Annotated in this window: 14 protein-coding genes and 1 pseudogene; 1 reads left to right on the plus strand and 14 read right to left on the minus strand. The window is 62.5% G+C overall.

Translation table 11 applies throughout. The features are described from left to right. Positions 1-53: 53 nt before the first annotated feature. From urtD to C4J85_RS02965, 12 genes and pseudogenes are all read right to left on the minus strand, one after another. A complete protein-coding gene (gene urtD / locus C4J85_RS02910; protein WP_164484508.1) occupies positions 54-887 on the minus strand; it encodes an urea ABC transporter ATP-binding protein UrtD in 834 nt (277 codons plus the stop codon). Continuing rightward, complete coding sequence (urtC, locus tag C4J85_RS02915) at positions 884-1,951, minus strand: urea ABC transporter permease subunit UrtC (protein ID WP_124365664.1); 1,068 nt, start codon at positions 1,949-1,951, stop codon at positions 884-886. The genes urtD and urtC overlap by 4 nt, the downstream gene beginning before the upstream one ends. Further along, positions 1,951-3,453 (minus strand): urea ABC transporter permease subunit UrtB, encoded by a 1,503-nt coding sequence (gene urtB, locus C4J85_RS02920; protein WP_124408955.1) that lies wholly within the window; start codon positions 3,451-3,453, stop codon positions 1,951-1,953. Before urtB ends, urtC begins: the two co-directional genes overlap by 1 nt. A 137-nt stretch (positions 3,454-3,590) precedes the next feature. Continuing rightward, positions 3,591-4,856, minus strand: a complete 1,266-nt coding sequence (gene urtA / locus C4J85_RS02925; protein ID WP_124408956.1) for an urea ABC transporter substrate-binding protein — start codon at positions 4,854-4,856, stop codon at positions 3,591-3,593. A gap of 195 nt (positions 4,857-5,051) precedes the next feature. Beyond that, complete coding sequence (locus tag C4J85_RS02930) at positions 5,052-6,413, minus strand: PepSY domain-containing protein (RefSeq protein WP_124408957.1); 1,362 nt, start codon at positions 6,411-6,413, stop codon at positions 5,052-5,054. A 157-nt stretch (positions 6,414-6,570) separates the two neighbouring features. Then, positions 6,571-8,631, minus strand: coding sequence for a TonB-dependent copper receptor (locus tag C4J85_RS02935; RefSeq protein ID WP_124408958.1), 2,061 nt, complete (start codon positions 8,629-8,631; stop codon positions 6,571-6,573). Between the two features lie 93 nt (positions 8,632-8,724). Then, positions 8,725-9,114: a DUF2946 domain-containing protein gene (locus tag C4J85_RS02940; RefSeq protein WP_124406175.1), complete on the minus strand. Its 390-nt coding sequence runs from the start codon at positions 9,112-9,114 to the stop codon at positions 8,725-8,727. Positions 9,115-9,124: 10 nt separating this feature from the next. Continuing rightward, on the minus strand, positions 9,125-9,607 hold the full coding sequence (locus C4J85_RS02945; RefSeq protein WP_124408959.1) for a copper chaperone PCu(A)C: 483 nt from the start codon (positions 9,605-9,607) through the stop codon (positions 9,125-9,127). Positions 9,608-9,654: 47 nt separating this feature from the next. Beyond that, complete coding sequence (locus C4J85_RS02950; RefSeq protein ID WP_124408960.1) at positions 9,655-10,050, minus strand: DUF2946 domain-containing protein; 396 nt, start codon at positions 10,048-10,050, stop codon at positions 9,655-9,657. A gap of 97 nt (positions 10,051-10,147) precedes the next feature. After that, positions 10,148-10,240, minus strand: a pseudogene (locus tag C4J85_RS27605) (DNA-binding protein); the annotation flags it as partial. A 144-nt stretch (positions 10,241-10,384) separates the two neighbouring features. Further along, a complete protein-coding gene (locus C4J85_RS02960) occupies positions 10,385-10,708 on the minus strand; it encodes a DNA-binding protein (RefSeq protein WP_124365671.1) in 324 nt (107 codons plus the stop codon). A 5-nt stretch (positions 10,709-10,713) separates the two neighbouring features. Continuing rightward, entirely contained in the window at positions 10,714-11,046 is a 333-nt protein-coding gene (locus C4J85_RS02965) for a type II toxin-antitoxin system RelE/ParE family toxin (RefSeq protein ID WP_124406178.1), read from the minus strand. A gap of 660 nt (positions 11,047-11,706) precedes the next feature. On the opposite strand from C4J85_RS02965, the gene C4J85_RS02980 reads away from it, so the two are divergent. After that, positions 11,707-11,958, plus strand: coding sequence for a DUF6124 family protein (locus tag C4J85_RS02980; protein ID WP_124365673.1), 252 nt, complete (start codon positions 11,707-11,709; stop codon positions 11,956-11,958). 116 nt (positions 11,959-12,074) lie between these two features. On the opposite strand, the gene C4J85_RS02985 is transcribed toward C4J85_RS02980, so the two are convergent. Both C4J85_RS02985 and cbiE read right to left on the minus strand, forming a co-directional pair. Beyond that, the gene (locus C4J85_RS02985; protein WP_124365674.1) at positions 12,075-12,794 is read right to left on the minus strand and encodes a cobalt-precorrin-6A reductase; all 720 of its coding nucleotides are present in this window, start codon (positions 12,792-12,794) and stop codon (positions 12,075-12,077) included. After that, a complete protein-coding gene (gene cbiE, locus C4J85_RS02990; RefSeq protein WP_124408961.1) occupies positions 12,791-13,996 on the minus strand; it encodes a precorrin-6y C5,15-methyltransferase (decarboxylating) subunit CbiE in 1,206 nt (401 codons plus the stop codon). Before cbiE ends, C4J85_RS02985 begins: the two co-directional genes overlap by 4 nt. Between the last annotated feature and the right edge of the window lie 17 nt (positions 13,997-14,013).

Consider the following 14,013-nt stretch of genomic DNA (forward strand, 5'->3'; position numbering starts at 1 on the left):
TGAAAGGACGCGGAGCGTCCAGGGCGGCATTCCCACGCGGAGCGTGGGAACGATCAGCGACCGAGGTAGACCTCGATCACCCGCTCATTTTCCTGCACCTGTTCCAGCGACCCCTCGGCCAGCACGCTGCCCTGATGCAGCACGGTGACGTGGTCGGCGATCGAGCCGACAAAGCCCATGTCATGCTCCACCACCATCAACGAATGCTTGCCCGCCAGGCCCTTGAACAGTTCGGCGGTGAATTCGGTTTCGGCATCGGTCATGCCCGCCACCGGTTCGTCCAGCAGCAACAGTTGCGGGTCCTGCATCAGCAGCATGCCGATCTCCAGGAACTGCTTCTGCCCGTGGGACAGCAACCCGGCCGGGCGCTGCGCCGAGGCCGTGAGGCGGATGGTGTCGAGCACTTCATCGATGCGGTCTTTCTGCTCGCCGCTCAAGCGTGCGCGCAGGCTGGCCCAGACGGACTTGTCGGTCTTCTGCGCCAGCTCGAGGTTTTCGAACACCGTGAGGGCTTCGAATACCGTGGGTTTCTGGAACTTGCGGCCGATACCCGCCTGGGCGATCTGCACTTCGCTCATGCCGGTCAGGTCCAGGGTCTCACCGAACCAGGCCTTGCCGTGGCTGGGCCGGGTCTTACCGGTGATCACGTCCATCAGCGTGGTCTTGCCTGCGCCGTTGGGGCCGATGATGCAGCGCAGCTCGCCGACGCCGATGTAGAGGTTGAGGTCGTTCAAGGCCTTGAAGCCATCGAAGCTGACGCTGATGTCTTCCAGGGTCAGGATGGTGCCGTGGCGGGTGTTCAGGCCCTTGCCCGCAGCCTGGCCGATACCGATGGCCTCGCGGCCGCTGCCCGCGTCGAAAATAGGTTCAAGCATGACGTTCCTCATTTCTTCAGCAGGCCGATAACGCCCTTGGGCAGGTACAGGGTGACGAGAATGAACAACGCCCCGAGGAAGAACAGCCAGTATTCCGGAAAGGCCACGGTGAACCAGCTCTTCATGCCATTGACCACGCCGGCGCCGAGCAACGGGCCGATCAAGGTACCGCGCCCGCCCAGGGCCACCCACACGGCGGCTTCGATGGAGTTGGTCGGCGACATTTCGCTGGGGTTGATGATGCCCACTTGCGGCACATACAACGCCCCCGCCAAGCCGCACAACACTGCGCTCAATACCCACACGAACAGCTTGAAGCCGCGCGGGTCATAGCCGCAGAACATCAGACGGTTTTCCGCATCACGCAAGGCGGTGAGCACCCGGCCGAACTTGCTCTGGGCCAGGCGCCAACCGAGGTACAGGCTCGTCACCAGCAGCAGCACCGTGGCCACGAACAACACTGCCCGCGTGCCCGGCTCGGTGATGCCGAAGCCCAAGATGCTGCGGAAATTGGTAAAGCCGTTGTTGCCGCCGAACCCGGTCTCGTTGCGAAAGAACAGCAGCATCCCGGCAAAGGTCAGGGCCTGGGTCATGATCGAGAAATACACGCCCTTGATCCGCGAGCGGAAGGCGAAGAAGCCGAACACCAGGGCCAGCAACCCCGGCGCCAGCACCACCAGGCACAGCGCCCACCAGAAGTGTTGGGTGCCCGCCCAGTACCAAGGCAATTCGGTCCACGACAAAAAGGTCATGAACGCCGGCAACGCATCGCCGGACGCCTGGCGCATCAGGTACATGCCCATCGCATAGCCGCCCAGGGCGAAGAACAGCCCGTGGCCCAGGGACAACATCCCGGCGTAGCCCCACACCAGGTCGAGCGCCAGGGCGACGATGGCATAGCAGAGGATCTTGCCCACCAGCGTCAAGGTGTAGGCGGAGATATGAAAGGCGTTTTCCGCCGGCAACAGCGACAGCAACGGCAGGGCCAGCAGCACCGCGAGCAGGATCGCGCCGACGGTGATCGTCACCTTGGGGCCGGCTTTCTGTGCGGCCGTAAGCATCAATGGCTGGTTCATCAGTCGATCACCCGTCCTTTCAGTGCAAAGAGTCCTTGCGGGCGTTTCTGGATAAACAGAATGATCAGCGCGAGGATCAGGATCTTGCCGAGCACGGCGCCGATCTGCGGTTCAAGAATCTTGTTGGCGATGCCCAGGCCGAAGGCCGCCGTGACGCTGCCGGCAAGCTGGCCGACACCGCCAAGCACCACCACCAGGAACGAGTCGATGATGTAGCTCTGGCCCAGATCCGGGCCGACATTGCCGATCTGGCTCAGGGCGACGCCGCCCAGCCCCGCGATGCCGGACCCCAAGCCAAAGGCGAGCATGTCTACCCGCCCGGTCGGCACACCGCAGCAGGCGGCCATGTTGCGGTTCTGGGTGACGGCGCGCACGTTCAGGCCCAGGCGCGTCTTGTTCAGCAACAGCCAGGTCAGCACCACCACGAACAGCGCAAAGGCAATGATCACCAGGCGGTTGTACGGCAGCACCAGGTTGGGCAGCACCTGAATGCCCCCGGACAGCCAGGCGGGGTTGGACACTTCGACGTTCTGTGCGCCGAACACCAACCGCACCAGTTGGATCAGCATCAGGCTGATGCCCCAGGTGGCGAGCAGGGTTTCCAGCGGGCGGCCATACAGGTGACGAATCACCGTACGCTCCAGCGCCATGCCGATGGCGGCAGTGACAAAAAACGCCACCGGCAGCGCGATCAGCGGGTAGAACTCGATGGCCTGGGGCACGTAGCGCTGCATCAGCAACTGCACGACGTAGGTGGAATAGGCACCGAGCATCAGCATTTCGCCGTGGGCCATATTGATCACCCCCAGCAGGCCGAAGGTGATCGCCAGGCCCAGGGCCGCGAGCAGCAGAATCGAGCCCAGCGACATGCCGCTGAAGGCTTGGCCGAGGATCTCCCCGACCATCAATTTGCGTTTGACCTGGGCCAGGCTGGTCTCGGCGGCGGTATGCACGGTGGCATCGGTTTCGACGCCGGGCGCGAGCAACGTCTCCAGGCGCGTGCGGGCCAGCGGATCGCCCGTGCTGCCGAGCAAGCGCACGGCGGCCAGGCGCACCACCGGGTCGCTGTCGACCAATTGCAGGTTGGCCAGGGCCAGGCTGAGGGCGCTGTGCACTTGCTCATCGGGCTCGGTGGCGAGCCGTTGGTCAAGGAATTTAAGCTGGGCCGGCACCGCGCTTTTTTGCAGGGTGCGCGCCGCATCAAGGCGTACCTTGGGGTCGGCCGCGAGCAGTCGCTGGCTGGCCTGTACATTATCGATCAGGCCGCGCAGGCGGTTGTTCAGGCGTACGGTCTTGGTTTCACCGTTGACGGTGAGTTGGCCTTGTTGCAGGGCGTCCACCAGTTCGATGCGCGCCGGGTCTGGCTGGGCGGCCCAGTCCTGGAGGAGCTTGGCTTGCTGCGCCGGGTTGGCGTTGATGAAGTCTTCGGCGTCGCTGGCGTGTGCGGCCAAAGGCAGCCACAACAGCAGTGCGAATAAATAGCGGTGCAGGGCAGTAGGCATAACAAAATGTCCTGATCATGCGCGGACAGTGTGGGAGGGGGCTTGCCCCCGATAGCGGTGTGTCAGCCAGCACAGTTGCTACTGAGCCACCGCAATCGGGAGCAAGCCCCCTCCCACATTTGGCCTGTGGTGGGGCTTTAGTTACTCTTCACGGCGTAATCGGGCTTTTTGTCATTGCCCGGAATGTAAGGGCTCCACGGTTGTGCACGGATCGGCTCGTTGGTCTGCCACACCACCGAGAACTGCCCGTCAGCCTGGATTTCGCCGATCATCACCGGCTTGTGCAGGTGGTGGTTGGTCTTGTCCATGGTCAGGGCGAAGCCGGACGGTGCGGCGAAGGTCTGGCCGGCCAGGGCTTCACGCACTTTGTCGACGTCGGTGGACTTGGCCTTCTGCGCCGCCTGTGCCCACATGTGGATGCCCACGTAGGTGGCTTCCATCGGGTCATTGGTCACGGCCTTGTCTGCGCCTGGCAGGTTGTGTTTCTTGGCGTAGGCTTTCCAGTCGGCCACGAACTTCTGGTTCACCGGGTTCTCCACCGACTGGAAGTAGTTCCAGGCCGCGAGGTTGCCCACCAGTGGCTTGGTGTCGATGCCGCGCAGCTCCTCTTCACCCACGGAGAACGCCACTACCGGTACCTCGGTCGCCTTCAGGCCCTGGTTGGCCAGTTCCTTGTAGAAAGGCACGTTGGAGTCGCCGTTCACGGTGGAAATCACTGCGGTCTTGCCGCCGGCGGAGAACTTCTTGATGTTGGCGACGATGGTCTGGTAGTCGCTGTGGCCGAACGGGGTGTAGACCTCTTCGATGTCTTTGTCCGCGACGCCTTTGGAATGCAGGAACGAGCGCAGGATCTTGTTGGTGGTGCGCGGGTACACATAGTCGGTGCCCAGCAGGAAGAAGCGCTTGGCGCCGCCGCCTTCTTCGCTCATCAGGTACTCCACCGCCGGGATCGCCTGCTGGTTCGGCGCCGCGCCGGTGTAGAACACATTCGGCGACATTTCTTCGCCTTCGTATTGCACCGGGTAGAACAGCAGGCCATTGAGCTCTTCGAACACCGGCAAGACCGATTTACGCGACACCGAGGTCCAGCAACCGAACACCACGGCGACCTTGTCCTGGGTCAGTAACTGGCGGCCTTTTTCAGCGAACAGCGGCCAGTTGGACGCGGGGTCGACCACCACCGGCTCAAGCATCTTGCCGTTCACACCGCCCTTGGCGTTGATCTCGTCGATGGTCATCAGCGCCATGTCCTTGAGCGAGGTTTCGGAGATCGCCATGGTCCCGGACAACGAGTGCAGGATGCCGACCTTGATGGTCTCGGCGGCCTGGAGTGTCCAGGTCATGCCCATGGCGGCAATGGATGCCGACAAAGTGAAAGCCTTGATCAAGCTGCGACGCTTCATGGTGCGATCTCCGTAAAACCGATAGTTTTTGTTGGGCAGATACACACGACTTTGCAAGGGCTGTGCCTGCTACGCGAGGCACGGGATTACAGGCGGGTTCGGGAGGCGCCTCGGCACAGTGGCGCACCAGCATGGCGCCACATTCCGTTGCGAGTGCACGGCAAGCTTCAAAACGGGGCGTTGCGCAATCCGCTACTAAGCGGTGACGCTGACCCGTGACAGGAGTAGGCGGTCCAGCACCCACACAACGATCAACGAAGCGCCCACCAACGGGAAAATGATTGCCAGGCCGAGCATGATCGCCATGGCGGTTTTCCACCTAGGCAGGTCATGACGCAACGGCGGCACACCCAACCCGCCCTGTGGCCGACGCTTCCACCAGATCACCACGCCACTCACCGCGCTGAGCAGGATCATCAGGCAGATCACCAGCACGATCAGCTGGTTGACCCAGCCGAACATCTTGCCTTCGTGCAGCATCACGCCGGTTTCGGTGGCGCGTGCGACGCCGTTGTAATCTGCCCAGCGCACGTCGGCGAGTACCTTGCCGGTGTACTGGTCCACATGCAGCGTGGCGTCGTTGCGTGGGTCGTCGGCGAACACCGCGACAGTGAACACGCCCGTGGCCGTGGTGGGGAAGGTGATGCTGTAGCCGGGCTCGACCTGGCGCGCCGTGGCCAGGTCGACCACCTGTTGCAGGCTGACTGTGGGCGCGGCGGGGCCTGCATGCATGGCGCCGTGGTTCATGTGTTCGGCATGATCGCCGGACATCGGCATCGGTGTGTTTTCCATCGCCCAGGGCACGGTCTGCTGGCTGGCGGTATTGAGGCTGCGCGCCTGCTGGTCCGATTGCGGCACGTTGTTCCACATCGCCGCCGGGAAGGTGTTCCACAGGTCGGCGTATTGCTTGCCCCAGAACCCCGTCCAGGTCATGCCGCTGAGCAGCATCACCAGCAGGAATGCCGCGCCCCAGAAGCCGGCGACGGCGTGCAGGTCGCGCCAGAACAACCGCCCTCGGCTGCCCAGGCGTGGCCATAACACACCCGCCGATGACTGACCGCGCGGCCACCACAGGTACAGGCCGGACACCACCAGCATCACGCCCCAACCGGCAGCGAGCTCAATCAGGCGGTCACCCGTGGTGCCGATCATCAGCTCGCCATGCAGGGCGCGGGCGATGGCTTGCAGGTTGTTCTTGGCGTCCTGCTCACCGAGGACGGTGCCGCGATACGGGTCAACGAATACAGTGATTTCGCGGCCTTGGTGTTGCATCACGAACTGCGCGCTGCTGGTGGCGTCGGCGGGCGGCAGGTATTTGCTGATCGCGGCCTGAGGGTAAGCGGCCTTGGCCCGTTGCAATTGCTCGTCGGCGCTCAGTGCCTGCGCGGCGGCGGGTACTTTGAGCAGGTCGCCGTACATCAGGGGATCGAGCTGGGGTTTGAACAGGTAGATGATGCCGGTCAGGGCCAGCAGCACCATGAAGGGGGCGACGAAGAGCCCGGCGTAGAAGTGCCAGCGCCAGGCCAGGTTGTAGAAGGAGATTTTTTGAGTGGTCATCAGGGATGCTCCGCAAAAGCTTGAATTTTTGTCGTTGGTCAGGCCGCTATCGGGGGCAAGCCCCCTCCCACACTTGACTGTGTTCACAAGGCTCAATCTGTGAACCCGATCCAATGTGGGAGGGGCGGTGCGACGATTCGACTTGCCCCCGATGCTTTTAGAAGCTCATATCCACCTTGGTCCAGAGGGTGCGCCCCGGCTCCTTGATAGCCTGCGGGTCGCTTGCCGGGTAACCGAACCCGGCATTGCCGGCCAGGTTCAAATGCTCGGCATAAGCCTTGCCGAACAGGTTGTCGACACCGGTACTGACCTTGAAGTTTTTATTGATGCGGTACGCCGCGTTCAGTGAGAACACACCAAAACCGCCGCTCTTGTCGAAGTCCTTGCCGACCACATTGCCCTTGTTCGGGTCGATACGGTTTTGCGCCGCGACCACGCGCCACAAGGCCCCGGCGCTCCAGTCGGCCTCGCTGTAGGTCAGGCCCAGGCGCGCATCCAGCGGCGGCATCTGTGGCAGTGCCTTGCCGTCGCTGCTGTTCTTGCCCCAGGCGTAGGCGAGGCTGGCGTCGGCTTTCCAGTGTTGCGTCAGTGTGTAGGCCGCACCCAGTTCACCGCCCATGATGCGCGCGTCGACATTGCGCGCCTGGGAGGTGGTGCCCATCATGCCGGGCCGGTAGTCGAACAGGATGAAGTCGCGCACCTGGCCGACGTAAGCCGAGGCCCAGGCTTGCAGGTCGGCGGTTTTGTATTGCGCGCCGACATCCAGCTGGGTGGTCTTCTCGGGCTTTACGCCGTCGAAGGCATTGGCCGAGCCGAGCGCGCCGGTGTTGGGGGAAAACAGCTCCCAGTAATCCGGGAAGCGTTCGGCGTGACCCACGCCGGCATACAGCGTGGTGGGGGTGTCCGCCAGGTCGTGCTCGTAGCGCACAAAGCCTGACGGCAAGGTATCGGCGCGGGTGTCGCCGGCGGTCGGGTTAGGGCGCGACATCATTCCCGAGCCCGTGCGTTGGCGAAAATCCTTGGCCGAGGCGCGGTCCAGGCGTGCGCCGGTGATCAGGCGGTCGCGGTCGGCGGCGTACCAGGTCAGCTCGCCAAATACGCCGTAGTTGTGGAAGTTGGCGTCCTTGTCGCGCGGCAGGTCCTTGTAGGTGTCGACGCCCATGCTGCTGCGCGCGCGGTGTTCGTTGGTCTGCGCGTCCAGGCCGCCGATCAACTGCACATCGGCCCAGCGCCACGTGGCCTTGACCCTTGCGCCGAGGGCGCGGCGGTCGACGTTGGAGGCCATGGGCCCGGCCATCATGCCGGTGCCGGACGGTACGCGCAGACTGTAGTTGTCCATCACGTGGTCGGCGTAGTTGTAGTAGACCTGGGCCTCAAGCTTATCCAGCACCTCGCCGAGGTTGGACTTCTCGAAGCGCAGCCCCAGGCTTTCGCGCAGGAACTGCGACCCGTCCATACCGCGCCCGGCGTAACGTGCCTCGCCATCGCCACGGCCGGCGGTGAGCTCGAGCAGCGTATCCGCGTCGGGGGTGAAGCCGACAGCGACGTCGCCGTTCCATTTGTCATAGCGCGACGCGACCGTGTCGTTGTTGCCGTCCTTGTAATCGTCGGCGTGGGCCTGGTTGCCGATCACCCGCACATAGCCCAGCGGCCCGCCGGCAGCGGCATCGATGACCTTGTCGAAACGGCCGTTGGAACCGGCCAATACGCTGGCGTTGAGCCGCGTGCCCAGCTCGCCGAAGTGTTCCGGTTCACGCTCGAACAGCACGGTGCCGGCTGACGCACCGGGGCCCCACAGTACGGTTTGCGGACCCTTGATCACGGTGAGCTTGTCGTAGGTTTCCGGCGAGATGTACGAGGTGGGCGCATCCATCCGGCCGGGGCAGGCGCCGAGCATCATGCCGCCGTTGGTGAGGATATTCAGGCGCGAGCCGAACATGCCGCGCAGCACCGGGTCGCCATTGGTGCCGCCGTTGCGTACCAGGGCGAAGCCGGGGATGGTCTTTAGGTAGTCGCCTCCATCACTGGCGGGCACCGGCTGGCGTGGGTCTTTCGGGTTGGTGACAACGGTGAGTGGCGAGCTGGGGGCGATCGCGGTGATCACCGTGGGGCTCAACTCGTGTTCCTCCGCGTGGGCCTGCGAAGCGAGCAGTGCGCCGCACAGTACGACAAAAACAGGGGCAACCCCCAAACGGGTGTCGGCAGAAAACCTGGACATGAAAAATTCCATCAATCAATCGTAAACGACACGGCCAGCAGCCTGCGGCTGTCTGTTTAAAGTCGGCCGGTGTGAAGTAGCGCGATGTGGGGCTTACGAGGCGATGGGCGGCGCACGACTGCGGGCGCCGGGGAAGATGCTTTGCCGGGCATGGCCCAGGCGCGGGGCGGGGGGAAGGGCGTTGGCGGGCGGCGGGGCGTCGAGGGCAATGAAGGACACGCCGCCGGGCAGGGCCGGGCAACTGAAGAGCAGGCTGCAATAGCCGCACTTTTCCCAGAGTACGTGGTGCTCGTCGGGGGCCTTGGTGGGCTTGGGCTCGCCATGGCAGCTCGGCATGTCCATCGACATACCGGCGTGATGATCCATCGGCATCGCTTGGGAAATCAGCGGGCCGATAAAGATCATCAACATGGCGAACAGGCTGATCCAACTGCCACGCATCAAGCGCGGGCGTGGAGACAACCTGGCGCGAGAGGCGCCCATCGACGTCAGCCTATTGGGCGTGCTGGTGCGCGTGGGCGGCCATAGGCGGCGTTTTCTGAACCGATACGTTCACGTCGACCTTGCCGGCCTTTTCAAAGGTCAGGGTCAGCGGGAACTGCTTGCCGTCGGCCAACAGGCTGCGGTCTTTGAGGCCCAGCAGCATGACGTGGTAAGCCATCGGCGCGAAGGTCAGCTCGCCCTTGGCCGGCACGGCGACGCTGGGCACTTGGCGCATCTTCATCAGGTCGCCTTGCATCACATGTTCGTGCAACTCGGCTTTTTCGGCGACGCTGGTTTCGACGCTGAGCAGGCGGTCCGGGGAAGCGCCGGTGTTATGAATCACGAAGTACGCTGCGACGGTGGGCGCATTCGGCGGCAATTCCTGGGACCAGGGATCGCTGACCAACAGGTCGCCGACCTTGTAGTCCTCGGCATTGGCGGCACTGAACACCGGCAGCAGCAACGCCGCCAGAAGCAGGGAAGATTTGAGCATGGCAGTTCTCCAGAACAGTTCTAAACGCAGTTCACTTGCGAAGAAGATCAGACCGTTGGAGAGGCTCGGGGGTTGAGGCTCGGCCATTGCTGGCGTGGCGTGGGGTTTTGCAGTGCAGGCGCCGGCAGGCCGCGCAGGGCTTCGAACCGTGTGACATACAGCTGCGGCACATGCCCCGGCAACGCCACCCACGATGCCGAACCTGAGCAACACCAGCAATGCTGCATGGTGGAATGATCGTCCTGCTGCGGCGCCGGAATCTCCAGCGTGCCCAGGGCGAGCGTCTTCAGACTGGCGCCGTTGGACGAACAGAAACTGCCCCACATCAACCGCTTGACCGGGTCATCCGCCTGCTGCATCGCACCGGCCAGCGGCATGGCAAACGCATTGAACAGCACTGCAAGGCAGGCGATCCAGGCAATTGCAAAGCGTTGACGGGCCATGGCGGATAATCCGTAGGGTTAATCGATCAGGCGGGTATTTAGCCTGATCGGGGGGGATAAGTAAAAAGGGGCGGTGTGGTTTGGTGTCGCAGTGCTATCAGATTGCCGTGGCGTGAAGCTTGAGACCCAAGGCCTTCATGACCTTCATGATAGTCGCGAACTCGGGATTGCCAGTGCTGGAGAGGGCTTTTCGATTGTTCCCACGCTCTGCGTGGGAATGCAGCCCAGGACGCTCTGCGTCTGCTCTAGTAATTGTGACGCGGAGCGTCACGGGATGCGTTGCCACGCGGAGCGTGGGAACGATCAAGTCACGTTGGACGTTTGGTATCGCGAATTATGCAATAGGAACTCCGTGGACCTGCATATCGACACCTAAGGCTTTTCTAATCACTGCAAAAATCGCCGCGAGGTTATCCATACTAGGATTGCCGCCGGCTGACAGCATCCGGTGCAGGCTTTTACTCGGTTTGGCGGTTTCTTTCGCCAGGCCTTCAAAGCCAACGGTGGCGTTGACCAAATCACGTAGAATCACGCGCGATATTTCCGGCTCACCATTGAGAAACAGCGTAGCGGCCTCATCAAGGAGCGCTTGGGCAAATTCGGGGTCGCGCTGAGCACGTTCGGCGATGGTGTGTTTGTAGCTGCGGGTAAGCGCCATGTTGGTTACCTCTTTTGTTTCAATTTCTTGCCACGCTGATGCTCATTGATCAGCGAATTTACGACTTTGATATCGCGTTTTTGACTGGACTTGTCGCCACCACCGAACAGGATGATTAATCGGTGGCCTTCTTGTATCAGATAGATTCGCAGGCCTGGTCCCCAATCGATGCGGTATTCGCCTAGCCCATCGAACCACTTGATGTTGCTGGTGTTGCCCGTTTCAAGTCGAACCAAAGCGGTTGAAACTCGAGCTGCCGCTGGGACACTCAAAGATGAAAACCACTCATCGAACGGACTGGATTCGTTAGCGCGTCGGTATTCTTCAATCTCAATCATTAGCCGTCCTGAAGGTAACAAATAGGTTACTGATCAAGCAAGCGAGCGATCCTGACTTATCAAATGAAATTTGCCAACGAGCTGAGTGTTTCTTCAGGCGACAGGAGTTTTTTGTCTACTTGAGCCAATATCGGCCGGCGTCCGTTTCTCAAGTTGTGACGCGGAGCGTCAAGGAGTGCGTTACCACGCGGAGCGTGGGAACGATCAAGAGTGAGACCTGACCAGAAACGTCCGACAACTCTTTGAGGTTTCGATCGTTCCCACGCTCTGCGTGGGAATGCCGCCCAGGACGCTCTGCGTCTGCTCTAGAGGTTGTGACGCGGAGCGTCACGGGGTGCGTTGCCACGCGGAGCGTGGGAACGATCAAACAGAAATTTCCGACAACTCTTTGAGGTTGCCGGTAGGAAACTCAATCTCTAGTCTCCGTACACCGCTGCAAACGCAGCGGTCGGGCGTCGCGGCTCGGATTGATTAAGCATTGCCTCCTTTCAGTTGACGCTTTTTTATCGTCTACTGTGCGGCGCTATGGTGGCTGTGCGCGGGATACCTTCGGGTATGCCGGCTTCCTTAATCTCCGGTCCGCGAACCTGCGCACAGCTGCCACCCCCATCGCGTCGCGGCGATTAGTTGGCAGCTCCACTTAGATTAAGGAGCTTCACAATGATCAAACCCACCCCCAATCCCCCCATCCGGCTGTTCACCGTAGCCGATGGAGTCAGCACCGAAGACCTGCTGGTCAACCTCAGCGAAACACTCGCCTCGGCCAATGCGCTGAGTTGCGACATTGCCTTTGACCTGGAAGGATCGAAAAGAGAGGAATTGCTGGGCGTCGCGCAGTTGATTGAGCTTGCGCAGTTGTTAGCCGAACGAGCTCATGATGGTGTCGGGCAGGCCATAGTGGCAGGCAACTGACAACTCGGCGTAAATGTGGGGGGGGGCTTGCCCCCGATGCAGTGGATCAGCCAATAAGACATTGACTGACACGCCGCAATCGGGGGCGGCCCCCTCCCACATTGGACCGGTGTTGTTCAGTGAGCGTGGATGGCCTCCAAGGCCGCTGTCACTGTGGAGAACTCTCGATCCACCGCCGCCAACACCGGCCGCTTCAACACCAACACCGGCACCCCCCGTTCCCGCGCCACTTCCAGCTTCGGCTCGGTGGCTGTGCTGCCACTGTTCTTGCTGATCAGCACATCAATCCCGCATCGTTCAAACAACGCGCGTTCTTCTTCGATGAGGAACGGCCCACGCGCGCCAATCACTTCACAGCGATCATTGCCGGGATACACATCCAGCGCGCGCAGCGTCCAGAATTGGTTGGCGGGGATTTCGTCGAGGTGCTGCAACGGTTCGCGACCCAAGGTGAAGAGGGGACGATTGAACGGTTTGAGTGCTTCGATCAGCTCGGCCCAATCACTGACCTCACGCCAATCGTCACCGGCCTGCGGCTGCCATGCCGGTCGGCGCAACGCCCAGCAGGGCACACCGCACAACTGCGCCGCCCGCGCCGCGTTCTGGCTGATCTGCGCCGCATATGGATGGGTCGCGTCGAGGATCAGGCTGATCCCCGCATCCCGAACAAACTGCGCCAGGCCCTCAGCGCCACCGTAACCGCCGACCCGTACCTGGCAGGTGAGATCGGTCGGCACACGTCCCACGCCCGCCAGGCTGTAGATATGCTGCGGCCCTAACGTCCGCGCGATGGCCAGCGCTTCGGTCACGCCGCCCAGCAGCAGAATCCGTTTCATAGCGGCTTGACCACTTCCAGCAAGGTGATCGGCAATGCCTGGCGCCAGGTATCGAACTCTCCCAGCGGCTGGGCCTGGGCCACATGGATGCGCGTCAGTTCACCGCCGTGCTCGGCGCGCCAGTTCATCAGGGTCATTTCACTTTGCAGGGTTACGGCGTTGGCGACGAGTCGACCGCCGGGGCGCAGCTGTTGCCAGCAGCTGTCGAGTACACCGTCGCGGGTGACGCCGCCGCCGATGAAGATGGCGTCGGGTGTCGGCAGGCCATGCAAGGCGTCCGGGGCGGTGCCGCGTACCAGGTGCAGGCCGGGCACGCCGAGGGCGTCGCGATTGTGTTCGATCAAGTCTTGGCGGCCTGCGTCGGCTTCAATCGCCAGTGCGCGGCAACTGGGATGAGTGCGCATCCATTCGATACCGATGGAACCGCTGCCTGCGCCCACGTCCCACAGCAGCTCGCCAGGCATGGGGGCCAGGCGCGCGAGGGTCATGGCGCGCACATCGCGCTTGGTCAGTTGGCCGTCGTGCTTAAAGGCGCTATCCGGCAGGCCTGCCAGGCGCGACAGGCGTGGCGTGTCGGGCGAGGCCAGGCACTCGATGGCGACCAGGTTCAGATCGGCGGCCGAGTGGTGCTGCCAATCCTCGGCCAGGCCGTCGACACGTTGCTCATTCGCCCCGCCCAAGTGTTCAAACACGCTCAATCGGCTCGGCCCGAACCCGGCCTCGGTCAACACAGCCGCGATCAACGCAGGGCTGCCACCGTCATTACTCAGCACCAACAAGCGCACACCGCTGGCCAGATGCGCGTTGATTGCCGCGACGGGCCGCGCCACCACGGATAACGTCACCACGTCCTGTAACGGCCAGCCCAAACGCGCGGCTGCAAGGGATACCGACGACGGCGCGGGCACAATCAGCAACTCTTGCGCCGCAATCTGTCGCGCCAGGCTGGCGCCCACGCCATAGAACATCGGATCGCCGCTGGCCAATACGCACACCGGTTCACCGCGCCGCGCCAGTACCGGTTCCAGGGAGAACGGGCTCGGCCACAACTCGCGCTCACCGCGAATGCACACCGGCAACAGGTCCAACTGGCGCTGCGCCCCTATAATCCGTGTGGCGCGCAGCAAGGCGTGCCGGGCGTTTCTGCCCAGGCCCTTGAAGCCGTCTTCACCGATGCCTACTACCGTCAGCCAGGGCGACATATCAATTCCTTGAACGA

Origin of the sequence: Pseudomonas sp. R4-34-07, assembly GCF_003852375.1 — a bacterium.
Lineage (GTDB): Bacteria > Pseudomonadota > Gammaproteobacteria > Pseudomonadales > Pseudomonadaceae > Aquipseudomonas.

What these genes read in the sequence shown, in the direction of transcription:
- urtD (WP_164484508.1), bottom strand. Translation starts at nt 887, where the DNA reads ATGAGGAACGTCATGCTTGAACCTATTTTCGACGCGGGCAGCGGCCGC.
- urtC (WP_124365664.1), bottom strand. Translation starts at nt 1,951, where the DNA reads ATGAACCAGCCATTGATGCTTACGGCCGCACAGAAAGCCGGCCCCAAG.
- urtB (WP_124408955.1), bottom strand. Translation starts at nt 3,453, where the DNA reads ATGCCTACTGCCCTGCACCGCTATTTATTCGCACTGCTGTTGTGGCTG.
- urtA (WP_124408956.1), bottom strand. Translation starts at nt 4,856, where the DNA reads ATGAAGCGTCGCAGCTTGATCAAGGCTTTCACTTTGTCGGCATCCATT.
- C4J85_RS02930 (WP_124408957.1), bottom strand. Translation starts at nt 6,413, where the DNA reads ATGACCACTCAAAAAATCTCCTTCTACAACCTGGCCTGGCGCTGGCAC.
- C4J85_RS02935 (WP_124408958.1), bottom strand. Translation starts at nt 8,631, where the DNA reads ATGTCCAGGTTTTCTGCCGACACCCGTTTGGGGGTTGCCCCTGTTTTT.
- C4J85_RS02940 (WP_124406175.1), bottom strand. Translation starts at nt 9,114, where the DNA reads ATGGGCGCCTCTCGCGCCAGGTTGTCTCCACGCCCGCGCTTGATGCGT.
- C4J85_RS02945 (WP_124408959.1), bottom strand. Translation starts at nt 9,607, where the DNA reads ATGCTCAAATCTTCCCTGCTTCTGGCGGCGTTGCTGCTGCCGGTGTTC.
- C4J85_RS02950 (WP_124408960.1), bottom strand. Translation starts at nt 10,050, where the DNA reads ATGGCCCGTCAACGCTTTGCAATTGCCTGGATCGCCTGCCTTGCAGTG.
- C4J85_RS02960 (WP_124365671.1), bottom strand. Translation starts at nt 10,708, where the DNA reads ATGGCGCTTACCCGCAGCTACAAACACACCATCGCCGAACGTGCTCAG.
- C4J85_RS02965 (WP_124406178.1), bottom strand. Translation starts at nt 11,046, where the DNA reads ATGATTGAGATTGAAGAATACCGACGCGCTAACGAATCCAGTCCGTTC.
- C4J85_RS02980 (WP_124365673.1), top strand. Translation starts at nt 11,707, where the DNA reads ATGATCAAACCCACCCCCAATCCCCCCATCCGGCTGTTCACCGTAGCC.
- C4J85_RS02985 (WP_124365674.1), bottom strand. Translation starts at nt 12,794, where the DNA reads ATGAAACGGATTCTGCTGCTGGGCGGCGTGACCGAAGCGCTGGCCATC.
- cbiE (WP_124408961.1), bottom strand. Translation starts at nt 13,996, where the DNA reads ATGTCGCCCTGGCTGACGGTAGTAGGCATCGGTGAAGACGGCTTCAAG.